General features: G+C 49.6%; 25 protein-coding genes. 11 read left to right on the forward strand and 14 right to left on the reverse strand.

Features of this window, described 5'->3' with window-relative positions; translation table 11 throughout:
* Window positions 1-7: 7 nt before the first annotated feature.
* The 4 genes from B5P39_RS20520 (at window position 8) to B5P39_RS20535 (ending at window position 3143) form a co-directional block, all read left to right on the forward strand.
* Window positions 8-745, forward strand: coding sequence for a DNA-binding protein (locus B5P39_RS20520; RefSeq protein WP_088212788.1), 738 nt, complete (start codon window positions 8-10; stop codon window positions 743-745).
* 7 nt (window positions 746-752) lie between these two features.
* The gene (locus B5P39_RS20525; protein WP_088212789.1) at window positions 753-995 is read left to right on the forward strand and encodes a hypothetical protein; all 243 of its coding nucleotides are present in this window, start codon (window positions 753-755) and stop codon (window positions 993-995) included.
* Between the two features lie 217 nt (window positions 996-1212).
* On the forward strand, window positions 1213-2403 hold the full coding sequence (locus B5P39_RS20530) for an HD-GYP domain-containing protein (RefSeq protein WP_088212790.1): 1191 nt from the start codon (window positions 1213-1215) through the stop codon (window positions 2401-2403).
* 104 nt (window positions 2404-2507) lie between these two features.
* On the forward strand, window positions 2508-3143 hold the full coding sequence (locus B5P39_RS20535; protein ID WP_088212791.1) for a paraquat-inducible protein A: 636 nt from the start codon (window positions 2508-2510) through the stop codon (window positions 3141-3143).
* Between the two features lie 36 nt (window positions 3144-3179).
* On the opposite strand, the gene B5P39_RS20540 is transcribed toward B5P39_RS20535, so the two are convergent.
* From B5P39_RS20540 to B5P39_RS20555, 4 genes are read right to left on the reverse strand one after another with little or no spacing between them, the layout of a single operon-like run.
* Window positions 3180-3485 (reverse strand): DUF3240 family protein, encoded by a 306-nt coding sequence (locus tag B5P39_RS20540; RefSeq protein WP_088212792.1) that lies wholly within the window; start codon window positions 3483-3485, stop codon window positions 3180-3182.
* Window positions 3482-6535 carry an efflux RND transporter permease subunit gene (locus tag B5P39_RS20545; RefSeq protein ID WP_088212793.1) on the reverse strand — a complete coding sequence of 1018 codons (3054 nt, stop codon included), beginning with the start codon at window positions 6533-6535 and terminating at the stop codon, window positions 3482-3484. The genes B5P39_RS20540 and B5P39_RS20545 overlap by 4 nt, the downstream gene beginning before the upstream one ends.
* 1 nt (window position 6536) lies before the next feature.
* Complete coding sequence (locus B5P39_RS20550; protein ID WP_088212794.1) at window positions 6537-7565, reverse strand: membrane fusion-like protein; 1029 nt, start codon at window positions 7563-7565, stop codon at window positions 6537-6539.
* Window positions 7562-8764, reverse strand: coding sequence for a metal transporter (locus B5P39_RS20555; RefSeq protein WP_088212795.1), 1203 nt, complete (start codon window positions 8762-8764; stop codon window positions 7562-7564). The genes B5P39_RS20550 and B5P39_RS20555 overlap by 4 nt, the downstream gene beginning before the upstream one ends.
* 144 nt (window positions 8765-8908) lie before the next feature.
* Between B5P39_RS20555 and B5P39_RS20560 the strand changes: the two genes are divergently transcribed.
* Together B5P39_RS20560 and B5P39_RS20565 are read left to right on the forward strand one after the other, a co-directional pair.
* A complete protein-coding gene (locus B5P39_RS20560; protein ID WP_088212796.1) occupies window positions 8909-9454 on the forward strand; it encodes a helix-turn-helix transcriptional regulator in 546 nt (181 codons plus the stop codon).
* 112 nt (window positions 9455-9566) lie between these two features.
* Window positions 9567-9713, forward strand: coding sequence for a hypothetical protein (locus B5P39_RS20565; protein WP_083758005.1), 147 nt, complete (start codon window positions 9567-9569; stop codon window positions 9711-9713).
* 48 nt (window positions 9714-9761) lie between these two features.
* Here B5P39_RS20565 and B5P39_RS20570 read toward each other — a convergent pair whose 3' ends face one another.
* The gene (locus B5P39_RS20570) at window positions 9762-10712 is read right to left on the reverse strand and encodes a YeiH family protein (protein WP_088212797.1); all 951 of its coding nucleotides are present in this window, start codon (window positions 10710-10712) and stop codon (window positions 9762-9764) included.
* A gap of 265 nt (window positions 10713-10977) precedes the next feature.
* The gene (locus tag B5P39_RS20575) at window positions 10978-11541 is read right to left on the reverse strand and encodes a malate synthase (protein WP_088212798.1); all 564 of its coding nucleotides are present in this window, start codon (window positions 11539-11541) and stop codon (window positions 10978-10980) included.
* A 208-nt stretch (window positions 11542-11749) separates the two neighbouring features.
* Here B5P39_RS20575 and B5P39_RS20580 point away from each other — a divergent pair, with 208 nt between their 5' ends.
* Together B5P39_RS20580 and B5P39_RS20585 are read left to right on the forward strand one after the other, a co-directional pair.
* Entirely contained in the window at window positions 11750-13282 is a 1533-nt protein-coding gene (locus tag B5P39_RS20580) for a DUF3612 domain-containing protein (protein ID WP_088212799.1), read from the forward strand.
* 354 nt (window positions 13283-13636) lie between these two features.
* Window positions 13637-14062, forward strand: coding sequence for an SH3 domain-containing protein (locus B5P39_RS20585; RefSeq protein ID WP_088212800.1), 426 nt, complete (start codon window positions 13637-13639; stop codon window positions 14060-14062).
* A gap of 102 nt (window positions 14063-14164) precedes the next feature.
* Here B5P39_RS20585 and B5P39_RS20590 read toward each other — a convergent pair whose 3' ends face one another.
* From B5P39_RS20590 to B5P39_RS20615, 7 genes are all read right to left on the reverse strand, one after another.
* Window positions 14165-15412 (reverse strand): glutamate-5-semialdehyde dehydrogenase, encoded by a 1248-nt coding sequence (locus B5P39_RS20590; RefSeq protein WP_088212801.1) that lies wholly within the window; start codon window positions 15410-15412, stop codon window positions 14165-14167.
* A gap of 11 nt (window positions 15413-15423) precedes the next feature.
* Window positions 15424-16530, reverse strand: a complete 1107-nt coding sequence (gene proB, locus B5P39_RS20595) for a glutamate 5-kinase (RefSeq protein WP_088212802.1) — start codon at window positions 16528-16530, stop codon at window positions 15424-15426.
* 9 nt (window positions 16531-16539) lie between these two features.
* The gene (gene putP / locus B5P39_RS20600) at window positions 16540-18036 is read right to left on the reverse strand and encodes a sodium/proline symporter PutP (protein ID WP_023266153.1); all 1497 of its coding nucleotides are present in this window, start codon (window positions 18034-18036) and stop codon (window positions 16540-16542) included.
* 3 nt (window positions 18037-18039) lie between these two features.
* The gene (locus tag B5P39_RS24770) at window positions 18040-18216 is read right to left on the reverse strand and encodes a hypothetical protein (RefSeq protein ID WP_176400016.1); all 177 of its coding nucleotides are present in this window, start codon (window positions 18214-18216) and stop codon (window positions 18040-18042) included.
* A gap of 324 nt (window positions 18217-18540) precedes the next feature.
* The gene (gene gorA, locus B5P39_RS20605; RefSeq protein WP_088212803.1) at window positions 18541-19896 is read right to left on the reverse strand and encodes a glutathione-disulfide reductase; all 1356 of its coding nucleotides are present in this window, start codon (window positions 19894-19896) and stop codon (window positions 18541-18543) included.
* Between the two features lie 167 nt (window positions 19897-20063).
* Window positions 20064-20579: a hypothetical protein gene (locus tag B5P39_RS20610; protein ID WP_088212804.1), complete on the reverse strand. Its 516-nt coding sequence runs from the start codon at window positions 20577-20579 to the stop codon at window positions 20064-20066.
* A gap of 95 nt (window positions 20580-20674) precedes the next feature.
* A complete protein-coding gene (locus tag B5P39_RS20615) occupies window positions 20675-21463 on the reverse strand; it encodes a hypothetical protein (RefSeq protein WP_088212805.1) in 789 nt (262 codons plus the stop codon).
* A 268-nt stretch (window positions 21464-21731) separates the two neighbouring features.
* Here B5P39_RS20615 and prlC point away from each other — a divergent pair, with 268 nt between their 5' ends.
* Together prlC and B5P39_RS20625 are read left to right on the forward strand one after the other, a co-directional pair.
* Window positions 21732-23771: an oligopeptidase A gene (gene prlC, locus B5P39_RS20620; protein WP_088212806.1), complete on the forward strand. Its 2040-nt coding sequence runs from the start codon at window positions 21732-21734 to the stop codon at window positions 23769-23771.
* A 128-nt stretch (window positions 23772-23899) separates the two neighbouring features.
* A complete protein-coding gene (locus tag B5P39_RS20625; protein ID WP_011718763.1) occupies window positions 23900-24430 on the forward strand; it encodes a thioesterase family protein in 531 nt (176 codons plus the stop codon).
* 276 nt (window positions 24431-24706) lie between these two features.
* Here the strand turns inward: B5P39_RS20625 and B5P39_RS20630 are convergent, their stop codons facing one another.
* The gene (locus B5P39_RS20630) at window positions 24707-25354 is read right to left on the reverse strand and encodes a glutathione S-transferase family protein (RefSeq protein ID WP_088212807.1); all 648 of its coding nucleotides are present in this window, start codon (window positions 25352-25354) and stop codon (window positions 24707-24709) included.
* A 203-nt stretch (window positions 25355-25557) separates the two neighbouring features.
* Between B5P39_RS20630 and B5P39_RS20635 the strand changes: the two genes are divergently transcribed.
* Window positions 25558-26247, forward strand: coding sequence for a DNA-3-methyladenine glycosylase I (locus B5P39_RS20635; protein ID WP_088212808.1), 690 nt, complete (start codon window positions 25558-25560; stop codon window positions 26245-26247).
* Window positions 26248-26333: the final 86 nt, after the last annotated feature.

A 26333-nucleotide genomic window follows, 5' to 3' on the forward strand; every position in this document is an offset into this window, starting at 1 on the left:
AATACCGATGAAAAATTGGCTTATTTGTATCGACGATACCGACGACATTGGCACTAAAGGCACAGGCGAGATAGCCGAGGAGATTGCACATTTGCTCGCCCAAACTTTAGGTGGCAAGGCTTCCTTTGTGACGCGGCATCAGTTGTTTGTGCATCCTGATATTCCTTACACCTCCCACAACAGTGCCATGTGTTTTGCGTTGCAATCGCCATTATCGCAGGCGGAAATCCATCGGCTAGCGGTAGCGCATTTAGTCGCAGAGTCTGCGCCTAAGGCGGATCCTGGGATTGCAATTTTGGATATCGATTCCGACTATGATGTGAATGCGCTGATGGACTTTGGGCTCAGAGCCAAGCGCGAAGTGATCACCAAAGCGGCCGCTTATCAGCTTGCCGAGCAGTTACAGATCCAACTCACAGAGCACGGTGGTACTGGCCAGGGCGTGATTGGTGCTTTGGCGGGATTAGGGCTGCGTCTAATGGGCAGTGATGGGCGCGTTAAGGGGCAAATCAAACTCGGTCAGCTTGAAGAAGTGTCCCTCGAGTTAACTGTGGCAGACATTCTCGAGCAGACAGGCCTCGATGCGGTAATGAGCACAGATAAAACCCGTTTAGCGGCGGATGAAAAGGTTCAACTCAAAGGCAAAGTGAAGGCGGTTTATCTTGAGCATCAATTTGTATTGCTAGTTAGCCGTGACGGTGAGCAGTGGCGTAATGCGGGCAAACAAGCTCTGCAGGACTATTGAGGTGAAGATGAACCAGGAACTTCTCAACCAGTTTGAATACGAGACCGAACGTTGGATTTTTCGAGCGGGTTTGCAGCAATATCCTGAAGCGAGGCGAGCGGCACAGCTGTGTTCTCGCTTTGCACCCGACGATGAGGATGAGCAGGTCGATGATGAAATGCGCTCCTGCTATAACTGCCAATATCGCCGTTGGATGGTAACAAGCTTCGAATGTATGATGCTAAAAAATACCGTATTATTAAATAATTAGCCTTTAACTGAGCAATACCCCATCATTCTGCTTGGTTTTTATCTGGTTCTTTGATGCTCGTCATCAAAGCATATGGTGCTTTTCCCTCCCTCGGCTTAGAATGCAGGATAAACTGTCCTATACTACCAAGAGATAAGTCACAGCTAATATGCCCAATAGGGCGGCAAGCTGCGTAGTAAATAGCAGTCATTTTCTCTATGCCTTGGGGTTGCTAGATATGAGTGAGTCGGCAGAATCAGTTGACCTAATCAAATTGCCCGTGTCGCAATTGACACTGGGTATGTTTGTCAGCGCGATAGACAAAAGTGATCAAGGTCGGCTCGCGATTGCGAATGCAGGACAAATCAAGCATAAGGATGCGATTGCTAAATTAACGAGGAGTGGGATCAAATTTGTTTGGGTCGACACTGAGCGGTCGGCCGAACATTGCGGTTTTAAGCGCAAAGCCAGTAACGATGGGTCTGCTGGCGTTAAAAAGCCGTTAGCAACCCGCGAGAATCAGCAAAAGCAGGCTCAAGTCATTCTGACAGAGGCTAAGGATTTGATCCGCAAAGTCTTGTCCGAAACCTTTGAGGGTAAAGCGATAGAGGTCGCCCCCTTTGAAGCCTTAGCGGACAGCATGATTGAATCGGTCTTGTTGGATGAAGACGCACTGAGATGCATGTCAGCACTGCGCTCAAAGGATGCTTATCTGCTTGAGCATTCAGTGAATGTGGCCTTCTTGTTGGTGACTTTCGGTAAGTACTTAAAGCTCGACCGTTCGATTCTTCGGGAGATGGCGGTCGGCGGGATTTTGCATGATATTGGCAAGATCAAGGTCGACAACAAGGTCCTGCACAAACCTGGCAAACTCACCCCTGAAGAATTCGAACATATGAAGCTGCATCAAGTGTATGCACTTGAAATTATGAACGAAACAAAAGGCTTATCTCAGGTCAGTAAAGACGTTTGTCTGATGCACCATGAAAAGCTCGATGGCCGTGGCTATCCTCGGGGATTAAAGGCCGAGGAAATCCCGCTCCATGGTCGCATGAGTTGTATTGTCGATATCTTCGATGCCTTAACCGCTACTCGTTGCTACAAAGAGGCCATGAGCCCAGCGGCGGCCTTTAAGATCCTATTGAGTCTGACGCCATTCCACCTCGATCAAGAGCTGGTATACGAGTTTATTCGCTGCGTCGGCGTGTATCCTGTCGGCTCTTTGGTCGAATTGTCCGACGGACGCGTAGGTATCGTCTGGGCCTCGAAGGACAGGGATGCATTACACCCGATCGTAAAATGTTTTTATTCTTTAAAAGCAAAACGTTATACCGAGGTGGTTATGGTCGATCTGCTCAAATCGGATCTGCATATTGAACGCGGCGTGTCGCCAAGCTCGCTGGATATCGATCCTAAACCCTTCTACTAACGCGCGCCGTTGCACCTGATATCTGCCACGATGTCAGGTGCCATTCATTGCCCAGATAAGGGGAAAGGCCGTACACTGAGCCAAAATTTCCCAAGGGCTTTGTTATGAACAGTGTACGCAATTCTCTTCTTCCCATTCTCGTTATTCTGCTGTCTTTGGCGCTGTTAATCCCCGGCGTAACTCAGCCCATTTTGAGCCTCAACGGCAGCATAGATAAGGCCAAACTCACCGAACAAGGGATTGAGCAGGTCGCACAAAGCTTCGATGAGGATTCGGGGCGTGACAGTGCCCGCGGCATGTTGAATATGGTCAGTGGCCTATTGGGGCTGAATAACCTCAAAGGCGAGGTGGAGGTATTACAGCAAACCCGCAGTATTTGGAGCACAGTCACCGAATTATATAATACCGGCAATGGCTTAGTGGCTGGGCTGGTGATGCTGTTTAGTATCATAATCCCCACCATGAAACTCAGCCTAATGTTGGTACAACAAACCGTGAGTTCGGTTGCGTTGCAGTGGCGCATTCACCATATTGTCTCTGCGCTGGCGAAATGGTCGATGGCCGATGTGTTTGTGGTGGCTCTGATCATTACCTTTTTGGCGGGCAATGCCTCGGGTGGCATGGGTGAAATGTTAAAGACCAAGGCGCAGTTTGAGAGTGGATTCTACTTCTTTACCGCCTACTGCATTCTCTCCATCGCCAGTGGTTACTTAGTGCGTCGTCCAACCCCGATTCTGTAGTCAGGGCATACAGCAGGTTCTGTATGCCCTTTATCGTTAGGAAAGCGTGCCGTTTTGATAGATGGGCATAATCCAATAACGGCAAGGGTTGTGTTTACAAACCTTTGCTAGTGCCTCAAGCAAAGCGGTTTGCTGGCTTGCAGGGTGCATAATCTCAAACTTACAAAACTCCCGATAACCTTCCACCTGTTCCTTGATATTGAAATGGCTGTGCTCTCGGCTAAATCCGCAAATATTGCCCAAGCTAAAGCCGGATAAAAACTCCAACTCAATCAGAGTATCGACTATATCGTCCTTAATATCGTTTTGGGCGATCAGGACTAGCAGTTGTTCCGTGCTCATCGGCGTTTCTCCAGCCAAAAATACAACATGGGCAGTAAATACAAGGTCGTGATGGTGGAGGAGAGCAAGCCACCGATCACCACAATGGCCAAGGGTTTTTGGATTTCAGCACCGGGACCCGAGGCGAACACTAAGGGGATCAAACCAAACATGGCGGTGGTGGCCGTCATCAGAATGGGTCTGAGTCGCCGCGCGGCGCCCTGTTCGACTCGCTCCCTGAGGCTACCGAATAAGTATTTGGTTTGTTCGTAATAACTGACCATCACCACGCCGTTCAGCACGGCGACACCCAGCAGGGCGATAAAGCCTACCGAGGCGGGCACCGAGAGGTATTCCCCCGAGAGATACAAGCTGACGATACCGCCCATCATAGCGAACGGGACGTTGGCGAGGATTAATCCCGATTTTGCCAGCGAGCCGAAGGTGGTGAATAAAATCAAAGTGATCAGCGCGATAGCAATAGGGATCACCAGCAATAAATTGCTGGTGGCGCGCTGCTGGTTTTCAAACTCGCCACCGAAGCTGACGCTATAGCCGCTGGGCAGTTTGATCTCCTTGGCGATTTTGCTATTAAGCTCCTCCACAAAGCCCACAATATCCCGCCCTTGCACGTTGGTGGTGATCACCGAAAAGCGATTTCCCTGTTCCCGCTCGATCAGGATAGGGCCTTGTTTATAGCTCAATACCGCCACATCGCTTAGGCGTTTCAGGGAATGATCTGGCATCACCAATAACTGATTTTGCAGTTCGTTGATATTGCTTATCTGCGCCTGATTATTAGTGATAAGCACGGGCGTGCGCTTCTTCCCTTGCAGCACTTCGGTAACAACCACGCCTTCGAGTTGGCTCTTGAGGTAGCGGGCAAACTCCATAGTGCTCATCCCAAACCCTCGGGCCAGCTCATTATCTAAGGTGAGATTGATAAAGGGGCTGCCTTCAATCATCGCCATCTTAACGTCGACGCTGCCCTGAGTGGCGGTGACCAGTTGTTCTATTTCACCGGTGAGTTTTCCTAAGGTTTCGATATCATTCCCGAATACTTTAATCGCGACATCCCCAATACTGCCGGTGAGCATTTCGGAAACGCGCATCTGTATCGGTTGTGTAAAGTTAAAGTTCACGCCGGGATATTTGAGCAGCACAGTGCGGATGGCATCGATAAGCTGCTCTTTGGTCGCAAAACGCCATTCGCTGCGGGGCGCCAACTCTAAAAACACATCGGTTTCGTTCAGCCCCATGGGATCTAAACCAATCTCATCGGCGCCGGTGCGCGCCACCATCTGCTTGATTTCGGGGATTTGGCTTAGCAGGGTTTGTTGGATCTGTTTATCGATAGCGATGGATGCGTCGAGGGAAATCGAAGGGGATTTCTCTAACTGGAGAATGATGTCGCCCTCATCTAAGGTCGGCATAAAGGTTTTCCCCACCAGACTAAACAGGCCGAGACTGACGATCAGCAAGCTAAAGGCGGTGAGCATAAAAGGTTTTTGCCAACCAAAGCAGGCTTTTAGGCTGCCAAGGTAAAGGTGTTTGAGCTTTTCGATGGCCTTAGGTTCTTTGGCGGCCTTTTCGTTGACTAGGTACGAGGCAATCACGGGGATCACGGTCAGGGATAACACCAGCGCCGACAGCATGGCAAACACTATGGTGATGGCGACTGGGGTAAAGAGTTTGCCCTCTAAACCACTGAGGGTGAGCAGTGGTGAGAACACTATGATCACGATAACCGTGCCCGACACCACAGGAATGGCGACGTCTTTGGTGGCGCGAAAGATCAAGTGCAACCGCGGTAAACGCTGTTTAGTGGCGATTAAATTCACCATGTTTTCAACCACTACCACGGAGGAGTCCACCAACATGCCGATGGCGATAACGAGGCCACCGAGGCTCATCAGGTTAGCGGAAAGATTGAAGTGGTCCATCATCAAAAAGGTGAACAGTGCAGCCAGCGGCAACGACAGGGACACCACTAACGCGGCGCGCACATTCCCTAAAAACAGCGCCAGCAATACGATGACCAGCACAACTGCCTCGAATAGCGCATTGGAGATGGTCTCGATGGCGGTATTGATCAGGTTAGCGCGGTCGTAAAAGGTGTTTATCTGGCTGCCTTCAGGGAGAGTTAGGCTGATTTGCGCCAGCTTTTCCTTAATGTTGTTAACCACTTGTGCCGTATTGGCGTCCTTGAGGGCGATGATTAAGGCTTCGGCGGTTTCATTACCATCCTTAGTCACGGCGCCGTAGCGCGCAAGGTGGCCTATCTGGATATCAGCGAGATCCTGCAAGCGATAGACCTTAGCATTATCGGCTTTGATCACTAGCTGTTTGAGCTCGTCGATATCATCGATGCGTCCCTCGGAGCGTACTATGATGGTGTCTGTACCTATGGTGAGCTTACCGGCACCTTCGTTGTGATTATTCTCCACAATCGCCTGTTGCAGCGCGGCAAAGCTCACGCCCGCAGCCGCCATCGCCGCAGGATTAGGGCTGATGCTAAAGCTCTTGGCATAACCGCCAAGGATATTCACATCGGCAACGCCCGGTACTGTGCGCAGCAGCGGCCGAATTTCCCACTCGAGTAATTGACGTCGCTCCAGCAGGGAAAGATTGGGATTTTCGAGTGAAAACATAAAGATTTCACTCAGCGGCGTGCTCATGGGCGCCACACCGCCACTTACGCCTTCGGGAAAACTATCCCAGACCGCAGTGAGGCGCTCGCTCACCTGTTGGCGCGCCCAATAGATATCAGTGCCTTCTTCAAAATCGAGGGTGATATCGCTAATGGCGTACTTAGTGGTCGAGCGCAGAATCGATTGCCGCGGAATACCCAAAAGCTCGGTTTCAATCGGGACAGTAATCTGCGCTTCGATTTCCTCCGGCGTCATGCCGGGAGCCTTGAGGATAATCTTCACTTGGGTTGGGGAAATATCCGGAAAAGCATCCAAGGGAATGGCAAACCAAGCGCGTGCGCCAGCCAACATGAGGATCAGCGTCACAATCAGCACAAACAGCCGCTGAGTGAGCGAAAAACGGATCACAGAGGTGAGCATCTTATTCGCCTCCTAAACCGAGCATGATGCCTTTCACCGCGGCAACCGACTGGGATAGGACTTGCAGCTGACTCAAGTCTTGATCGCTGGCGACAATATATTGCTCTGGCGTCGAACCTAAGATATCGACCGTTAGTGCATTGAGCTGATTATCGGACTGAGTGAACACTTGGCTGTCTTGCTCCCAACTAAACACACTGTTTTTGGGCAGTAAATACACGGCTTTTTGATACTCGGGAACCACAGTCATTTGCTGACCTAACAACAGGTTACATTCCTGCGGCACCGCCGATGACCAAGCTGTTACAAAGGCGCCTTCGGCAATCGCCGACAGTGACTCAATCGCGATATGGCATTGATTAATATTGATGGCAGACAGGGAGTGGGACTGCCCTGTCGGCACATTCACTTTGATGCGGATGCTGTTATTGGGCACCAGTGAAAACAGTTGATCCCCGGCCATATAAGGGCCGCTGATGGCATTGAGTTTGACGATACCGTCAACGGGTGCGGCGACCACTAAGGAGTCGGTAGCCGCATCTGTGCTGTGGACGCGCTCCATAAAGTGCTGCATATGCTCGTATTCGAGGTGAGTCGTGAAATAGTCCTGACTGATCTCACGCCATTTTTCGGCGCTAATGCTGCCATTGGCGAGTAATGGTTTGTTGCGCTCATATCGACTCTTGGCGAGTTGATACAGGCTCGCCGCGGCCTCGACTTGTGCGAGGTAGTGGAATACTTCTGGCCCCGTGAGTTTGACTATCGGTTGGCCTTTACTGACGCGCTGGCCTTGGCCGACGAGAAAGTGCACTTGCTGGATATTCTCGGGCGTGCTGATCCAATAATCATTGCCGGGGAGGATTTCAACCTGCGCCGGCAGTGGGCTGCCCTCATAACTGGCGACTCTTTGTGGTTGGGTGTAACTGAGGTCGAGATTGCCTAAGGCGCTAATGGCTAAGCTTTCGGCCTGCGCCGAACCTACAACACTCGCGGATAAACAGAGAAGGCATGCGCCGTACTTGGCCATCATAATGAAATTCCTAAGGCTTGGAGTTGTTGAGAATGCAGTTGTTGCAAGCTGACGCGGTTGAGCGCCAAGCGGGATTCGGTGTCGAGCGCCTCCATATAGCGGCGCAGCCAGACTTCATAACTCACCTGATCTTGATCTTTTACCTTGGCGAGTTCCTCGGTAATGGTACGGCTGAGGGCGAGCGCTTGGGTGAGTAAGCGCTGTTGCTCGACGAGGTTAGTTTGCTGGCGGACTAATTGATCCCACTGGTTTTTAAGCTCGAGGGCGCTGCGGTCAAGATTGAGGCTTTGCTCGGTATTTGCTTGTTGCCATTGGGATAAATCGCTCTGTGACAGCGCCGAGCCTAAGGTTAAGGGCACTGATACGGCTATGCCTAACTGTTGATCATCTACGCCCGTATCCGCGGTATTTTTTGCTGTGAGTGAGACGGTCCAAGGATCGCGCTCACCCGCTTGCTGTGATTGGATCAGCAGCAGATGTTGCTGTTGTTGTAGCTTCAACAATTGCCACAGGGGATGTTGTGCTAAGGCCTCGGCGCCCTTGCCAAGTGGGCGGTCAGTTTCCTCAATCGCGCTGGGCATCCGGTCTTGGCCCGTCAGCTGTTGATACAGGACTAAAGACTGGGCTTGTTGCTGCAGAATGTCGGCGCGGCTTAAGGCGATATCGACACTTTCCCGCTCCAGCAGCAGAGTGTTGGCCAGTGGCAGTTCCCCCGCATCGGTCAGTTGTTTTTGCTGGCGATGGAGTTTATCGAGCAACTGCTGTTTACGCTCAAGCTGTGACCGTTTGACTTCGCTTAGGCGGTATTCCCATAGGCTTTGCCTTAATAATCCCGAGAGATACAAGCTTTGCAACGCCGTTTGTTGTTGATGAATTTGCTCGGCGAGCTGTTTTATTTGCTTATCGCTGCTGTGTAGCGCGGGGGATTTAAATGGCAAATTGACTGAGAGTTCCTGCTCGTAGCTGTTACTATTATCCAAACTCCCGAGGTGACTTAAGCTGATGCTCGGCAGGCCTGTGAGCCAGGTCGAGCTGGTTAAATGTGCCGATTGGGTATTCGACGAAGTGATATGAGCCAACCTAGCTTGGCTACTCGACAGCGCTTGGGAAAGTTCGGCTTCCGCCGCAAGACACAGGAAACTACTGCCGACTAAGCTGGTCAACAGACATAACTTGATACAAGACGAACTGACAGACATGACATGATTCTGTGGTATTAAACAATGCTGTCAGTGTAGGGATTGACGGGTGAAAGTCGTCGGGGACCTGTATCATAAATCCGCCTATGGTACATATGTCCCATAAAATAATTGATTGATTTTGCTTTTATTTAGGAGTTTTAAATGAAGGATATTGTCATTATTGGTCTGCTGGCACTCATCATGTGCTTTAAGCTTTTTGACATTAGTTCCGACATTCAATTAGGCATTCCGCAATGGCATTTAGTGCAGGAAGCCATACTCTTAGTGCTCACCGCAGTCGGGGCCATCTACCTCAGTTACGATTTAATTCGCCGCTCGCGCGAAGTTAAAGCCTTGGCGAAACGCCTCGAGTACGCCGATAAAAAAATCGACAATATGTCGACCCAAATGCGTTCCGCCAGACAGGAATACAGCCAAGCTGTTGCAAACCAGTTCAATACTTGGGGTTTTACCAAGAGCGAACAGCAAGTCGCGTTTTTATTGCTTAAAGGGCTGAGTTTTAAAGAAATTGCCGAAGTGAGACAGACAAAAGAGAAAACGGTGCGCCAACAGGCGTCGACCATTTATGGCAAGGCCGCCGTGGATGGTCGCCACACCTTTTGTGCTTGGTTTATGGAGGATTTTATTCAAGAACATAACCAAGAACTGGCGGCAAACGAGTCCGATAGCGCCCATAAGGCCGCTTAACCTAAACTCTCAGGCTTAGTTGTTATAGCTATTTGTTATTGAAAATCGATATTGGCTGGCTTTTTGGTTCTAAACAATAATGAGCATCCCCTAAGTTTGTCGGAGGATGCAATTGAAAAACTCGCTGCTGATTGTGTTTTGCCTTATTGCCTTGGTTGCATCCACGCAAACCACAGGATTACTCCGCTCGCTGATCGAATTTTCCGCCTTTTTAGGCGTACTGGGGTTGGCTTGGCGGATTAAACCCAACGCCGAGTAGGCTTCCCGCGTCAGAGTGTCAATTTAAGCCGCTTAGCTTAAATCCAGTCTATTGAAAATACAGAATATAAGCTAAAGACGTTACCCCAATCGCCGCCCACAGAACCACACCCAGTAGCAAAGGCTTGGGGCCGCTTGCCCGCATTTTTTGCACCGTAATCCCCGCGCCAATCAAGAACAGACACAGAACCAAGGTACGTTTCGACACCATAAACAGCGTGTCGTAGAGCGGCTGAAACTGCGGTAACCAATGGGCGATTGCGATGGCTAAACAGTAAAATCCGATAAAATACGGTAGGTTAAGCTTACGTTTATCGCCGCCAAAGATCAGCGCACTGACAAGGGCGATGGGGATAATCCACAGTGCGCGCGCCAGTTTAATGGTTGTGGCGGTTTTAAGTGCTTCATCACCATAGGCAGAGGCCGCGCCGACGACAGAGGAAGTGTCGTGAATCGCGATGGCACTCCACACGCCAAAATCGTATTGGCTCATATTGAGCAAATGCCCGAGGGCGGGGAATAAAAATAAGGCTACCGAGTTGAGTACAAATACACAGGCTAATGCGGTGGCGGTTTGGTCTGGTTTGGCATTAATCGCTGGCGATACGGCAGCAATGGCGCTGCCGCCACAGATGGCGGTGCCAGAGGCGATTAAGTGGCCTGTGATCGGGTCAAACTTCAGGGCGCGAGTCACCATAAAGCCTAAGATCAGCGTAAAAATAATCGAGCCGACAATTAACCCTAGGTTATGGCTGCTGGCCTCAATCGCGGCGTTGAAGTTAATGCCAAAGCCTAAGCCGATAATCGAATAGGACAGTAATTTTTTGGTGAGGGCGGCGATATTCCAGTCGTGTGGCACCCAACCTAGGCTGGCCAAGGTAAAACCGAGCACAAGCGCCATAGGGGATGAGATAACAGGCGCGAGACACAGTAGCGCGGCGCAGATAAACACAAGGCGATGGGGTTGCTTAAGTTGCGAGACTATCGATGAAAAATTCATAACGCCTTAGGTTTGCGACTGAGTGTTATCGTGCCAATCTTGGGTTTTCAGCTCCATCCACATAGGCATGGATACTCGAATAAGCCAATCGAATAAGCATTGGGACGCTGACAAAGACGGGCATTATAACGATTGGGCTCAGCTTCAATAAAATCAATTTAATTTATTTTGTAAGTCAATTTTATTGAGTCTTATTGGGTAGGTAGGTTTGAAGTAAAAAAAGGAGAGTCGCCGACGGCAGCTCTCCCGTGAAAATATGCGGAATTTAGAGATTTACGATACGTTGCAGACTGTAGTCGCCACCATCTTTAGCGGTAAACAGCTTGTCTTGAATATCGTTAGCGCTTGGCATTCCCGCGTGTAACAGGCTTAACCAGTGGCGCGAGGTGGTGTTGCGTGTTTCTGTGGGTTCGGCGGCTAACTCAACGGGCGTTTCGATTTGCACATCTTCCAAATTCGCTAAATCCCGCGCACCTATCATGCCAGTGCGGTCAAAACACAACTCTACATGGCAGCCTTGGTCCTGTAACACTATGGCGCTTGGCGCATCTTTAGTGCCGTTGAAGGCAACAAACTGCTTGGTTTGGCGTAATCCGCTGTGGCTGCCGTCGGCAAAAAATGCCAGCAGATGTTGGTAGTAAACCATATAGCTGATCACATCCTGGTGCGAACCCGCATCCAGTGGGAAATGACGGTCGAGGAACTGCTTCGCCTGGGCAAGTTTTTCATGCTCGGCCACGTTCACTTGGGCGACGGCAAGCACTTCTTCGGCGATGAAGCTGTTTAGATTCGGTTGGATCTGGTGGCTATTGATAATTGACATATTCATCGCTGCATCCTCTACACATTCAAATTAAAAATTAGGGCCTTGATTTCACTTCTAATGGTTCAACGTTTGTCTTCAATTTGGTTTGTCCGACAGAGTTAATGGTTAAGCCGTGTCAGGTGGATAACCTGCCTCGATTGCTTAATTTGTAGTCTAGTCTTTTTTTTGCTACAATTTCACAATAAAAATTTTACAATGTGAATTTTACAAAATGCGCAATGACCAGAGCTTGATGAGAAAGTCACATTTCCTAGGGACTAAAATACGTAACCTACGGAAACGTAATAATTTAACCATGGAAGATTTATCCGCGCGTTGCATTCGCGTCGATGCGGGCAGTGCGCCCTCTGTGTCATATTTGTCGATGATCGAACGCGGAAAACGCGTACCTAGTGCCGAAATGTTGGCCGTGATTGCCACGGTTTTTCAAAAGGACGTTGACTGGTTTTTAGACGACGTACCCGAGGAAAGTGCCATCACGCCGGACAAGGGCCGCCGTGGTGGGATCAGCGGCATGGCGCTCGAACCCAGCTTTTTGTTTTCAAATGATATTTTGCAAATAGCGATTCCTGAAATGCTATCCCAGACTGGGATCTCGGGTCGGCAATTCGCCCACTTATTAATCCGCGCCCATCAGGAACACCATCAAAACCATTTCCCCGATCTTGAACGTGCCGCCGAAGAGGTTGGGTTAAAACGTATGCCCTTATCTCTCGAGGAGATGCTGGATATTGCCAAGGGCGTAGGCTTGAAAATCAAATGGATAGATAGCACGCCCCAGGAAGTTATCGACGAGCGCGGCGTAAGCTCCCATCAGTTAGTGACCTCTTTCTTCGAGCCGCCCAGCACAATTTACATCAATAAAGTCCTTAAAAATCGCCCCAGTCGGCTGAAGTACGATCTCGCCGCCCATATCGGCCATTGTGTATTGCACAACAAGGATGGGCTTAAGAGTGTGATGATTTCTGGTCGAAAATTGGAGATGGATGAAGAAGTGACGATGCAATCTAATACCTTGAACGCGCAGGATATTTTGCATGCGTGGCGCGACTTTGAGTCCAGCTTCTTTGCCGGAGCCCTGTTATGCCCTAAGGTGCCCTATCGACAATTGCTCGACCGCCACGGTTACGAAATTGAGGTGCATAAACAGCTGCAAGTGTCGGCTTCGGTCGCCATGCGGCGGATGACGGTCGTATCGCCTTATCCCCATTGGCATTATTTTGATGCCTATGCGCCGGGCAAACTCAAAGCCGTTTACCGAGGCAATGGCATTCCCCTGCCTTGGGGCAATATGCGGCTGGTGGAAGACCCTTGCCAGCACTGGGCGGTGTTTAGAATGATCAGTGAACCTTCAGTTGGGACATCGGCGCAAATTTCGATTTTAAATGTGGGCAATGAACCACGGATTTACTGCTGCGAGTCGATTAAGGTCGAAGACTCGGCGGGCAACCCCCATGTGCTCTGTGCTGGCATCGATTTGAATCCGGCCATTGAAGCCCAAGGTAAAGATGCACTCTCTATCGCCCATGATTTAAAAGCCGCCTGTGTCTCTGGCGGCGGCTCAGTCGCGATTCCTAAGCATATTAAAAGCGATCTGGTCAGCGTGGCTAAGATATTGAATATCAACTGGATTGAGCGCGGGATTAAAAATGATGCTCGGCTTATCTGCTCCCGCGGCGCCGTCTGCCCACGGCAACCCAGCTGTTATCAAGCGGGTAAATCGCAGTGTGATGGGGCAACGTAAATCACTATTTGATTTATGTTGAGTTTTGCGGCCTTACGGCCGAGAAAGTCGTGGGGCTTCACCCCACACCCGACCAAGGAGGACTGCTCGTCCTATCCTCCTTGGATGCTCCATGACGCCCCAACGGAGTTGAAAGCCCCTTGTGCTCATTGGCAAATTTGCTATCGCTTCCGAAGGATGCGTCCCTGCACCTGCGAAAGCTAGTCGGTCATCCATGACCGCACTCACACAATTTGCCTATTCGCCCTGCGGCAACTCCGAGGGGAGTCGTATTCTGCAGCATCGGCGGTAAATCTAGGCTTAAAGAAATCTAGCGATAATGCGTTTGAGGCGAGAATATTAAAGGAGTGAAATGTGAGTAGGTTATGGATATTACTGTTAGTTTTTGTACTGGGGCATCCAATATCCATTGCCAATGCCAAAAATTGTAAAAAGGGTCAACCGTGCGGCAATTCCTGCATATCTTGGAACAAAACTTGTCGTATCGGATCGGTAAATACAAGTGCTAGCACTAGCACCGTGGTGTCACAAGAGAAAAGTCATTTCCAATTGCCAAACACGGACATTGCGAGCAATCCTGTTCTTGAGAATGGACAGCTATATGAAGTAACTATCGATAAGCTCAATATCCGTAATCAACCCAAGAAAAATGCAGACTTACTGGGGGCGCTCTCAAAAGGTGAGCGTATTAGTGTGCTTGCTGCAAGCGGTGATTGGAAGGCCTTTCTATATCAAAACAAACTCGCTTGGGTATTTTCGAAACATTTGAAAGCCGTATAAGAAGTATGAAGTTCTATTTCAATGACGAGCACTTAAATAAAACCCCAAGGGAGAATACCTTGGGGCTTTATTATTTAGTTAATCACATCGTCTAGGTAATCGCTAAGCTCTAATCTGTCCTGTGCCTGAAACCAGATATTTTTCAGTGGTTAAGGCTTCGAGTCCCATGGGGCCGTAGGCATGTAGCTTAGTGGTGGCTATGCCGATTTCGGCGCCGAGGCCGAGTTCGCTGCCATCGGAAAAGCGTGATGAGGCATTCACCATAACGACCGAGGCATCCACTGCGCGTTGAAAGCGGGCGGCGGTGAGTTCATTGTCGGTGCAAATCACCTCGGTATGGTGGCTGCCAAACTTAGCGATATGTTGGGTGGCGACCTCAAAGTTGTCGACTTGGCGAATGGCGATTTCTAAGTCCAAGTATTCTTGGCCAAAATCTTCTTCTGCCATATAAGTGCAAGCATCGAAATACGCGGCGGCCGGAGGACATGCATTGATTTTTACTTGATGCTCGGCCAGTGCTTTGGCGACGCGGGGCAAGAATCGCGGCGCGATATCCTTATGCACTAACAAGCCTTCGAGGGCGTTGCATACGCCAGTGCGTTGGGTTTTGCCATTGAGCAGCAAATCCAAGGCGATATCTTGATTAGCGTCTTTATCCACATATAAATGGCACACGCCCTTAAAGTGCTGAATAACCGGAATACTACTGTTTTCAGTGACGTAATTAATCAGTCCTTCGCCACCACGAGGGATGATCACATCGATAAATTCCCGCAGCTGCATCAGTTCGAGCATCAGGGCGCGGTCAGGATCGGGGATCACGCTGATAAGTGCTTTAGGCAAACCATAGGCGGTTAGTACCGCCTGTAAAATGCTGGCGATCACTTGGCTGGTGTGTAGCGCTTCCTTACCGCCACGCAGGATCACCGCATTGCCGGATTTAAAGCACAATGCGCCGGCATCGGCAGTGACATTAGGTCGCGCCTCATAAATCATGCACACCACGCCGAGTGGCACGCGCATCTTACTGATAGATAAACCATTGGGGCGTTTACCAATAAAACGCTCGCGCCCAACGGGATCGGGCAGGGCGGCGATGGTTTCGATTCCTTGCGCCATCGCCTCGATGCGGTGTTGGTTCAGCGTGAGGCGATCGACCATAGCGGGGCTTAAGTTGTCCTGAGTCGCACGGTGTACGTCAATCAGGTTAGCGCTTTGGATTTCATAACTTTTTTCCCTTAATGAGCGCGCCATATCCAGTAATACGGTGTTTTTTAACGACTCATCGAGCTGGGCGAGTGTGCGGGCCGCATGGGCGGCATCGGCGGATATTTGTTTAATTAGGCTCATAGTTTCTCCACTCAAATGGATTTAAGAATGGCGATATTCTTATCGGAAATGATGGGGCCGGTTTTTTGCTGGAATTCACTGGCAAATGCCTGATCATCCTGCTCGGTAATAAAACTCAGTAGGCAACTGCTGTAGTTAGATTTGGCTTTCGCCAACTTAGTGCCATCGCCTTTACGCACCAGAATGGTGTCGCCCACTGAGAAATCCCCTTTGACTTCAACCACATCATCGCTGGTTAATTGCTCGCTGTGCTGATCGAGTGCTAGGTCAAAATCATCCTCGACGATCACTTCGCCCTGCGCTTGCGAGGTGTGGGTCATCCAATGCAAATGTTCCTGCATCGGTTTTTCGTAGGGGGTAAAGAGGGTGCCCGGATTTTGCCCCTTTAGCAGTTGGCTAAAGGAATCGGCATTAAAGCCATTGATAATAAAGGTCTCAATGCCGTGGGAGATGGCTTTCTCGGCGGCTTGGATCTTAGTGCGCATGCCTCCGGTGCCAACATCGCTGCTGACGCCTCCCGCCATGGCATAGATATCGGCATTGATTTCAGTGACTTGCTTTATCAACTTGGCATTGAGATGCTCGTGGGGATTTTGATCGTAGAGTCCATCCACATCCGAGCAAATTACTAAGGTGTCGGCATCGGCCGCAGCCGCCACCATGGCCGAGAGATTATCGTTATCGCCAACCTTGAGTTTGTCGGCGGTGACGGCGTCATTCTCATTGATAATCGGCATTAAACCGTGTTCGAGCAGGCTAAAAATCGTGTCTCGAATACTGATATAACGCTCGCGATTACGTAAGTCGCCATGGGTCAGCAGCAGTTGGGCGGTGGGAAAATCAAATAGCTTATTCCACGTCGCCATCATATCCGCCTGACCCGCAGCCGCCATGGCCTTTTTCACCGTGACACTCGGCTGAGCTTGGCCCTCAAAATGATGCCACCCAGCGGCAACCGAGCCGGATGAAACCAATACCACTTGGATACCTTGGACGCGGCAGTAAGTAATAAACTGCGCGATACCCAAGAGATAATGGCTGCTGCAACCTTGCTTGTGGGGCGCGATTAAAGCGCTCCCCACTTTGACGACGATACGTTTACGGGGAGAGTCTGTCATTGCGCCTCCTTAGCTTTCCTCGGCCAATACACGACCGGCCTGATGGAACTGCTTAGTGGTTTTAGCGCACGGGTCGTTATCGAACTTGCTCACCAGATAAATCACTGTGCTACTGACAACAAAGCCTGGGATCATCTCATACACTAAGCTACTCAATGCCTTACCATCGGCAAGCACGGGGGCATAAATCCAAAAGAGTACCGTGAGCGCGCCCGAAATAATCCCCGCAATTGCCGCTTTATGGGTGAGATTGGCTTTATACAAACTAAACAGCACCAGCGGACCGAAGGCGGCACCAAAGCCTGCCCACGCATTACTCACGAGGGAGAGGATGCTGTTAGAGCGATCAAGCGCCAGCAGCGTAGCGACAATGGCAACACCAGCGACGCCATAACGACCCATTTTGACCATCTCTTGCTCGCTCGCTTGTTTCTTCGACAGGGTGCGATAAATATCTTCGGTCAGTGAACTCGACGAGACCAATAACTGCGATGAAATCGTGCTCATAATGGCCGCGAGAATTGCTGCCAGCAGGAAGCCGCTGATTAAGGGGTGGAACAGTAACTCTGAAAACACGATAAAGATGGTTTCAGGATCCGAAAGCTTCATGCCAAATTTATTGGCGTAGGCGATACCAACCAAGCCCGTCGCTAAGGCGCCGATAATGGTCACTGTCATCCAACTGATACCGATGCGGCGTGCGGTTTTAATGTCGGCGACCGAGCGGATCGCCATAAAACGTACAATAATATGCGGCTGGCCGAAATACCCGAGTCCCCACGAGAGGCTAGAGATTAAGCCTAGCAGAGTCACATTTTGCATAGCATCGGTAAAATGCGGGATTGACTGATAGGCAAAGTTCATCATGCGATCTGCGCTGGTAAATTCTTGATATGCCACGAAAGGCACTAAGACCAAGGCGACAAACATAATACAGCCTTGCACAAAGTCGGTAAGGCTAACGGCTAAAAATCCCCCCAGCAGAGTGTATGACACCACGACGGCTAAGGTGACGACTAGGCCAATATCGTAGTTCAGCCCAAAGGCGGATTCGAACAACTTGCCGCCCGCGACTAGTCCCGCCGAGGTATAGAGGGTGAAAAAGATCACTATGATGGCGGCGGCAATAATACGAATGCTGTTATCGGCCTGACCAAAGCGTTTGGCGAAGAACTCTGGAATAGTCAGCGCGTTATCGGCGACTTCGGTGTAGACCCGCAATTTAGGGGCAACTACCAGATAATTGATTAGAGCACCAATTAATAATCCGAGGGCGATATACAGGGTTTCAAACCCCACTAGAAACATGGCGCCGGGCAGGCCCATCAGCATCCAGCCACTCATATCCGAGGCGCCAGCAGAGAGTGCTGTGACGTGTGGGCTCACTTGGCGGCCACCCAAAATATAGCCTGAGACATCATCGGTCGACTTACGATAGGCGAACAAACCAATAGCGAGCATGGCAATAAAGTAAATTGCCAATGAAACGTAAGAGAGGGAATTCATCGATTATTTTCCTCCTAACGCTTTGTTATTTTGAATGAAGCTCGGTTTCAAAATGACAAAGAGATAGGTACTTAGAATGGCGAACAGGCAGAAATATTGTAGTGTTCCATGAAGGCGTTCCCGGGTGGAACGGATGATCTGTGAGATGGGATTTTCATCTGTAGCATGCTTAGCTGACATAATGCCTCCTTGATTTATTTAGAGCGGATAATAGTTAGTGCTATAACTATAATAAGATCTTTATTAGCAAGATATCAAGTTGAAATGCCCAGTTTGCATACTTTTGGTTGGTGTAAAATAAGGAAAATTGATTTGAATACTGATAAATTTACCTGTGCATTTAATGGTAAATTGGGGCGAAAGAATGGGATGTTAAGAGCGGATAAATAAGCTTGATGGCTTACCGTTGAACATAAAAAAGCGGCGCTGAGAATATCAGAGCCGCTTCGATAAAATGCAACACTCACAGGCTATTGAGCCAGATTTAAGGCTTGAGTCATGCGCTTAGCGCATGGTCACAAATTCCTCAGCACCAGTGGGGTGGATGGCGACAACGGCATCGAAATCGGCTTTGGTGGCGCCCATTTTCATAGCAACGCCAAACCCTTGGAGAATTTCGTCCATACCAAAACCAATGCCATGAATACCCACGACTTTCTCTTCTTTACCCGCGCAAACTAGCTTCATTTTACAGGCTTGGCGATGGCTAGTGACGGCGGTATACATTGAGGTAAAGCCTGAGGTGTAAACCTTCACATTATCATCACCATATTGCGCGCGGGCTTCTGGCTCGGTTAAGCCCATAGTGCCAATCGGAGGATGGCTGAAAACCACGGTTGGGATTTGGCTGTAATCCATTTTGGCATCGCTCATGCCGTTGAATAGGCGCTCAGAGAGTAAACGACCCGCTTTAACCGCAACGGGAGTCAGCTCCACTCCGCCCGCCATAATATCGCCCACGCAATAAATGCCTTTGTGGGTGGTATTTTGCTGCGCATCGGTTACCACATAACCTTTGCTATCCAGTTGCACATCGGTGTTTTCTAAACCGATATTGCCTGTTGCTGGTGAGCGGCCAATGGCCCAAATCAGACAATCAACGGTCACACTTTCGCCATTCTCCAGATTCAGAGTCAGGCTGTCGTCAGCATTTTTGACCACAGATTGTGGGACGCTGTTGGTGTGCAGGGTTGGGCCTTCGGTCTTCATGGCATCGACTAGGGCATCGATTAGCATAGGATCGAAGTTACGCAGCGGCGCATGTTTACGTACAAACAGGTGAGTCTCGCTGCCAAGTGCGTGTAAAACGCCCGCGACTTCGACGGCGATATAGCCAGCACCGACGACAGCGACACGTTTAGGTTGTTCGCGCAGGGCGAAGAAACCATCGGAATCAATCCCGTATTCCGCACCCGGAATGTTAGGGATAGTTGGCGAGCCGCCGGTGGCGATCAGGATATGGTCGGCCGTATAGTGCTCGCCATTTACTTCAATCGTGTTGCCATTAACGAAACGGCCATAGCCATTCAGCAGGGTGACCTTGTTATTGGTAAAGCCTCGACCGTAGGCCTCGTGGATGCGACCTATATAAGCTTCGCGGCTGTTTACTAAGGTGTTCCAGTCGAATTTGTTAACTGAAACATCAAATCCATAATCTTTGGCGTAGAGGTTCATGGCTTCGGCGATATGTGCGCCATACCACATGACTTTTTTGGGTACGCAGCCCACGTTTACGCAGGTGCCGCCAACATGTTTTGCTTCGATGAGTAGAACTTTAGCGCCACGCATGGCAGCTCGGTTAGCTGAGGCGATACCGCCGCTGCCTGCGCCTAGGCAGATATAGTCAAAATGTTGAGCCATGAGTTTCTCCGTCTAACTCTAAGAATGAGGTGCTTATTAGCAGAAGGTCATTGTAGGTTGGAATGGGTTTGCAGACCAGCCCATTAGGTTGCTTTGCTATAGACCTTGTTTTGCCGCCAAAAATCTCAGCAAAGCACCTACTTTATCTTTTGGCGGTTAGCTCAAACTTAACGGCGATATTGGCAGCGATAGTGATCGTCTTGGTTTGGCCCTTCGGCGCCGCATTTAAGGCATTGCCACTCCTGCTGACGGGCACTGAGCTCATCGGTCTGATAGCTTGCCGCTTTGTCGGGGCGGTTGCCAATCTGGGTCTCGAGTTGTGACATGCGGGCATTGAGCCAGCGGCAACTGGGGTTGTTAGCGACTCTCTCTCGGCTGGCGAGTTGTTGTTTGCGGCTCTGCTTTTTCTTTTTCGATGACGTCGACTTTGCCTTATGGGTATTTGTTTTCTCAGGCATATTGTCAGTGTTTATGACGGGAGATTGGTAATCTAAGGCGCTTTGTTGAGTCGGGATCGGGAGTGGTTTCCCTTCACTGTCGAGTAGGGTTCCTAAAGGTAGGGGCTCAGTTGTGGTCGATTTGGATAATGTTTCTAATTCTGGCTCGGCAGCAAATGATGATAAGCCATAAAATATCAATAAGATAAATGCGTTAGACAGCCATTTTATATGATGCGTTAACATTCCCTGTTCCTCGCCTAAGCTGAGTCGTTCCATCGACTTCTTGAGTGTAGTTAGGGCGAGAAGAGTTTGCCAAACGGAGAAGCGTGCTTAAAAACTTAAAAACTCATATTAAAGTGGACACCCGCATAGGTTTGATCCTGCGAGCTAAAGTCGCCATTGGCGGCAGCTTCTAGTTCAATATCACTCTGGGCAATGCTGTGGCTAATATGGCCACTGAGACTCATATTATCGGCCAGATCATAATTGGCCTCCAAACCAAATTGCAGATGATTGCGGCCATTGTGGCCTTCTGTTCGATATTTAAAATCAAGCCCTTGGGTTATATAAGGAGCGAGAGTAAAGCTTTCACTCAGTTGCCAATAACTGTGTAGACTCAGCTCGACAAAATAGCCTGCGGCCTCGGTGGAATACACATAACTCACCGAAGGCACTAACCAAGGGGCGGCGGTGTAGGCTAATTCTGCGAACAGTTCGTTATCCTGACAGCGACTGCTGCTATAACCTTCAATCCGCTGATAACCCAGATTCGCCTCTAAGTGTTCGCTGAGGTTTAACGCGTATTCGAGACCAATGTTCCACTCGGTATAAGCTTGGCTATCGCCGCGTCCGACAAGGGCGTAGGTGGTGAGATTGCCGTATTGGACGCTAGCATTTAGCCAATAAATTCCGCCCTCGGCCAGATTATTGCGCCCCTGGGACACATATTTGCTATCCCAACCTAAGTCTAGATTTGCGGCCCAAGGTGCTGTGGTTGCTGCGGGTAATACGCTGCTTGAGACACCTTCGGTTTGCACTAAGCTCTCGTTCGCCAAGCATGGGTGACTCAAGCAAATGACGCTAATCACGCCGACGGCACTAAGGATGGGATGAAGTGAAGCTGCCATATTTAAGCCAATCTGATAAAAGATGCGGAATATGTGCAGATATTAACTCAGGCGAATATGATCGTTAATGAGAATGGATTCGATTTGCGATCAGCTCGTCAAGATTTAGTAAGTAAATTTGGTGTAAATCTTAATTGTGAACTGGCTCGCTTTTTTCTTTGTTGAATACGGCTAGGTGTATCTGCGAAGGGGGCAATCGGTTTTCTCGCCTTGATAAATAGTAGATAAGCCCTTATTTATTAGCTACACAGATTGTAGAGGAACCATTATGAGCAACCCTTTGCTTAACGGCGCAAAATTACCGCTTTTTTCCCAGATTAAACCTGAACACATTCAAGTTGCCGTTGAGCAGGCCATTGCTCAGTGTCGTGCCAAGATTGATGAAGTGCTGCAAACCCCAGGGCCTTTTACCTGGGATAACTTAGTCGCTCCGCTCGAGCAAGTGGATGATGAGTTAAGTCAGATTTGGTCGCCTGTCTCCCATATGAACTCAGTGGTGAGCACAGATGAATGGCGCGCCGCCCATGATGCTTGTTTGCCGCTGTTATCCGAGTACGGCACCTATGTTGGCCAACACCAAGGGCTATACGAGGCCTATAAATCCCTGCGTGCATCGGCAGAGTTTGACCAATTAAGCCAAGCACAACAGATGGTGATTGAGCACAGCTTACGGGACTTCGAGCTTTCGGGTATTGGCTTAGATGATGGGCAAAAAGTGCGTTATGGCGAAATCGTTAAACGCCTATCCGAGCTGACGAGCGGTTTTTCGAATCAACTGCTCGATGCGACCCAAGCTTGGACTAAGTTAATTACCGACGAGGCAGAATTAGCTGGTTTACCCGATTCAGCCAAGGCGGCCGCCAAAGCGATGGCCGAGGTCCGTGAATTAGAAGGTTGGTTATTTACCTTAGATTTCCCTTCCTATTTACCCGTGATGACCTACAGCGAAAACCGTAGCCTGCGTGAAGAGTGTTATCGCGCCTTCGTGACGCGCGCCTCGGATCAAGGTCCAAATGCGGGCGAATTCGATAATGGTCCCTTGATGGATGAAATCCTTGCGCTGCGCCACGAGCTGGCGCAATTGTTAGGCTTTGATAGTTTTGCCGAAAAATCTCTCGCGACGAAAATGGCCGAAACGCCAGCTCAGGTGATGGCATTCTTAAACGAATTAGCGCTGCGTTCAAAAGACCAAGCCAAGGCCGAACTGGCCGAGTTAAAAGCCTTTGCGCTGGAACAGTACGGCGTGAGCGAAATGGCTTCTTGGGATTTGAGTTTCTACGCCGAGAAGTTACAGCAACATAAGTATGAGATTTCTCAAGAGTTGCTGCGCCCTTACTTCCCCGAAGATAAAGTGCTCTCTGGCTTGTTTTACACTGTCTCGCGCCTATTTGGCTTAAAGATTGTCGAGCAAACTGAGTTCGACCGTTGGCATAAAGACGTGCGCTTCTTCGATATTTTCGACGAAACGGGCGAGCACAGAGGCAGCTTCTATTTAGACTTGTACGCCCGCACGGGTAAACGCGGCGGCGCTTGGATGGATGATTGCCGAGTGCGTCGTCACACACCTACGGGTCTACAAAAGCCTGTGGCTTATCTCACCTGCAACTTTAACGGCCCTGTAGATGGCAAACCGGCACTCTTTACCCACGATGAAGTGACGACGCTGTTCCACGAATTTGGCCATGGCATTCACCATATGCTGACCAAAATCGACGTGGCAGGCGTGTCAGGCATCAACGGCGTGCCTTGGGATGTGGTCGAATTACCTAGCCAGTTTATGGAAAACTGGTGCTGGCAAGAAGAAGCCTTAGCGGAGATCTCCGGTCACTACGAAACCGGTGAACCTTTGCCAAAAGCCATGTTAGACAAGATGTTAGCGGCGAAAAACTTCCAATCAGGCATGATGATGTTGCGCCAGTTGGAGTTTTCACTGTTCGATTTTAGATTGCACCACGAATATGACCCCGCCAAAGGGGCGCGTATTCAAGAGACCTTGGACGAAGTTCGTCGTCAGGTAGCCGTGTTAATTCCGCCAGCATTTAACCGTTTCCAACATGGTTTTGCGCATATTTTTGCGGGCGGTTATGCCGCGGGTTACTACAGCTATAAGTGGGCAGAAGTGCTGTCGGCGGATGCGTTTTCTCGCTTCGAAGAGGAAGGCATCTTCAATCCTGACACGGGGCGTAGCTTCCTGCACAACATCCTCGAAATGGGTGGTTCAGCCGAGCCTATGGACTTGTTCAAACAGTTTATGGGTCGCGAGCCGAGTATCGATGCGTTGCTGCGCCACTCTGGGATTGCTGCTTAAGCCAGACTAAATAGGAATGCTTGAGCATAAAAAGGCGCCATTTGGCGCCTTTTTTGTGAGCCAGATCTCGCTTGCCCTCTGGTATGACCTCTGTTAGCCTGTGGCTCTTATTTTTAGGGCGACTGCATATGAATCTGTATTTCCGTTTGTTTTGGTTGTTGTTTTGGCGCACGCGTCACTGCCGTAAGATTGATTTTTTGGGCACGAGCCGTATTACTTACCGGGCATTACCCAGCGATTGCGATATCAACTTCCACCTGACCAACTCCCGTTATCCGGCGTTTATGGACCTTGCGCGCACTTATATGTTGGCCGAAATGGGGCTGTTGAAGCGTTTCCTTAAATTAAAGTGGATGCCAATTGTTAACGCCGCCGAATTTACCTATATCCGCGATATCAAGCCCCTGAAAAAGTTTGAGATTGAAACTAAAGTCGTGGGCTGGGATGAGAAATATTTTTATATTGAACAACGCTTTGTGAGCGAACGCGGCTTGCACTGCATTGTGCATGTGCGTGGGGTGTTTGTCTGTAAAGGTAAGCAAGTACCCTTGGATGTGTTAGTCAAAGAGGCGGGTTATACCGATCCTGCTCCTGAGTTGCCGCCAGAAGTCATTAAATGGAAAGCGTTTTTACAGTTGAAGAAAGAACGCAATCGCTAGGGCGTGTTGACGTTTCGAGATTAGATTTTGTTCGTTCTGGCAAGCTCGTGCTCGCGAAACGAGGAATGACGTGTAGTTATTCTACTCAAATGACGAGTGACAAAGAGAACGAGCTTGCTAGACCAACCCTTCGGGCAGCGTTTGGCTGACGTTTCTGCTGCGTTATCGTCCGTTTATGTAGAATAACTACACTGCACGGACTTCGCCTTGCATAAACGCCAGCCAAATTGCTGCAAAAATAACCCTGAAACGTCAACACGCCCTAATGTGTTGGCACTAGGGAATACTCCTGATCCCTGTGTCTTCCTCCATTTCGGCGAGTAGCACTTCTTCAAGTACCAGCATCCAGGCGCCGCGCAGCTGCGCCTGTTGCCAGTAACGCACTAACTCATCTAAATCCAGCAGGTTTAAGTGGGCAAAACTGTAGCTTAAACAGGGAATAAGTGCGCAGTCGGCCAAGGTAAAACTGTCACCGCAAACCCAGTGATTCTGGCTCAAATGGGCATCAAGGCGCTGAAACTGGATAAACATCTGCTTTTCTATCTGCTTGATCTCAAATTCATGCCCTTCGGGCGCATGCTTTAATTTTTCCAATTGAAATAATGGGTTATTGATATCGTTATCAATAATGCGATCGAATAAGCGCACAGCAAGATTGCGCTCGGGTTCGGTGGGCAGTAACTCGGTACCGTTTCGAAAATGCCTGTCTAGGTATTCGATGATGATGCTGGACTCGGGGAGCAGTTGGCCTTCGTGGGTTTTGAGTAGAGGCAGTTTCCCGGGAGGATAAAATTGCTGGAATGTTTGACGCGCTAACGGGTCGCGCAAATCGGTGATCCGCGGGTAAAAGTTCGCTTGTTTTTCATAGAGAGCAATCAACACCTTCTGTGAATAACGTGATAACGGATGATAGAACAGCTCCATAGGTGTCGACCCCACAACCCCTGCATTTTTTGACTCTACGACTTAACTTTAGTCGCTATCAAGGCGCTTGCTGTAGGATTTCCCTTAAAAGTAGTGGAAGTGGCGTAAAAGTGGTTTGCCATGCGGAATGATCCGCTCGCGCTAAAATTCGGTACTATTAGCTTTAACACCGCAGTGAAATAGAGATAACCAAAGGTAACAGTATGAGCCAGTTAGAAAGTTTCTCATCCATCTATGCCAGAGCGAGTGAGCGCAAGGGCGGTAAAAAGGGGCTCGAAGCATTGTTGCCAGGCTGCCTGACCAGTGCCGAAATTCGCCAGTATGATGATGCCACGCTGCTCTCAGCCATGAGTCGGCAGGTATTTCAGAGTGGCTTCGTCTGGCGTGTGGTCGATAATAAATGGTCCGCCTATGAGCAGTCTTTCTTTCATTTCGTGCCTGAAAAAGTATTGATGTTGTCGCCCGAGCAGCTCCAAGCCCGCGCCGCGGATGCGACCTTAATTCGCCATTTAAAGAAGACCCAAGCGATTTATGATAATGCCTTGATGATCCATGATATTGCCCGCGAACATGGCAGCTTGGCTAAGCTGATTGCCGACTGGCCGACCGAAGATATCGTCGGACTCTGGGCGTTATTGAAGAAGCGTGGCGCTCGCCTCGGTGGCAATACGGGGCCCTATTTCTTGCGCGGCATTGGTAAGGATACCTTTTTGTTAACCGATGATGTGCAAGGCTATTTTAAGGCGCATAAGTTGGTGGATGCCGGTTTTAGCTCGCAAACGGCGCTAAAGCAGGTGCAGGCCGCTTTCAATCAATGGCAGCAAGAATCGGGTCGGTGTCTTGCGGATATTAGCCGAGTCTTAGCTTGTAGCGTGGGTGATAATCGTATTTAGATAAAAAAGGACCAGCCAAATTGGCTGGTCAAGGCTCGATATTTCAAGCAATTGGAGTACTGCAGGGAAGCAGCGGGATGAACGTA

This window comes from Shewanella sp. Shew256, assembly GCF_002196695.1.
In the GTDB taxonomy this organism is placed as follows: Bacteria; Pseudomonadota; Gammaproteobacteria; order Enterobacterales; family Shewanellaceae; genus Shewanella; species Shewanella mangrovisoli.

Coding starts and splice junctions, on each gene's coding strand:
- B5P39_RS20520 (WP_088212788.1), top strand. CDS start 8: ATGAAAAATTGGCTTATTTGTATCGACGATACCGACGACATTGGCACT.
- B5P39_RS20525 (WP_088212789.1), top strand. CDS start 753: ATGAACCAGGAACTTCTCAACCAGTTTGAATACGAGACCGAACGTTGG.
- B5P39_RS20530 (WP_088212790.1), top strand. CDS start 1,213: ATGAGTGAGTCGGCAGAATCAGTTGACCTAATCAAATTGCCCGTGTCG.
- B5P39_RS20535 (WP_088212791.1), top strand. CDS start 2,508: ATGAACAGTGTACGCAATTCTCTTCTTCCCATTCTCGTTATTCTGCTG.
- B5P39_RS20540 (WP_088212792.1), bottom strand. CDS start 3,485: ATGAGCACGGAACAACTGCTAGTCCTGATCGCCCAAAACGATATTAAG.
- B5P39_RS20545 (WP_088212793.1), bottom strand. CDS start 6,535: ATGCTCACCTCTGTGATCCGTTTTTCGCTCACTCAGCGGCTGTTTGTG.
- B5P39_RS20550 (WP_088212794.1), bottom strand. CDS start 7,565: ATGATGGCCAAGTACGGCGCATGCCTTCTCTGTTTATCCGCGAGTGTT.
- B5P39_RS20555 (WP_088212795.1), bottom strand. CDS start 8,764: ATGTCTGTCAGTTCGTCTTGTATCAAGTTATGTCTGTTGACCAGCTTA.
- B5P39_RS20560 (WP_088212796.1), top strand. CDS start 8,909: ATGAAGGATATTGTCATTATTGGTCTGCTGGCACTCATCATGTGCTTT.
- B5P39_RS20570 (WP_088212797.1), bottom strand. CDS start 10,712: ATGAATTTTTCATCGATAGTCTCGCAACTTAAGCAACCCCATCGCCTT.
- B5P39_RS20575 (WP_088212798.1), bottom strand. CDS start 11,541: ATGAATATGTCAATTATCAATAGCCACCAGATCCAACCGAATCTAAAC.
- B5P39_RS20580 (WP_088212799.1), top strand. CDS start 11,750: ATGCGCAATGACCAGAGCTTGATGAGAAAGTCACATTTCCTAGGGACT.
- B5P39_RS20590 (WP_088212801.1), bottom strand. CDS start 15,412: ATGAGCCTAATTAAACAAATATCCGCCGATGCCGCCCATGCGGCCCGC.
- proB (WP_088212802.1), bottom strand. CDS start 16,530: ATGACAGACTCTCCCCGTAAACGTATCGTCGTCAAAGTGGGGAGCGCT.
- putP (WP_023266153.1), bottom strand. CDS start 18,036: ATGAATTCCCTCTCTTACGTTTCATTGGCAATTTACTTTATTGCCATG.
- B5P39_RS24770 (WP_176400016.1), bottom strand. CDS start 18,216: ATGTCAGCTAAGCATGCTACAGATGAAAATCCCATCTCACAGATCATC.
- gorA (WP_088212803.1), bottom strand. CDS start 19,896: ATGGCTCAACATTTTGACTATATCTGCCTAGGCGCAGGCAGCGGCGGT.
- B5P39_RS20610 (WP_088212804.1), bottom strand. CDS start 20,579: ATGTTAACGCATCATATAAAATGGCTGTCTAACGCATTTATCTTATTG.
- B5P39_RS20615 (WP_088212805.1), bottom strand. CDS start 21,463: ATGGCAGCTTCACTTCATCCCATCCTTAGTGCCGTCGGCGTGATTAGC.
- prlC (WP_088212806.1), top strand. CDS start 21,732: ATGAGCAACCCTTTGCTTAACGGCGCAAAATTACCGCTTTTTTCCCAG.
- B5P39_RS20625 (WP_011718763.1), top strand. CDS start 23,900: ATGAATCTGTATTTCCGTTTGTTTTGGTTGTTGTTTTGGCGCACGCGT.
- B5P39_RS20630 (WP_088212807.1), bottom strand. CDS start 25,354: ATGGAGCTGTTCTATCATCCGTTATCACGTTATTCACAGAAGGTGTTG.
- B5P39_RS20635 (WP_088212808.1), top strand. CDS start 25,558: ATGAGCCAGTTAGAAAGTTTCTCATCCATCTATGCCAGAGCGAGTGAG.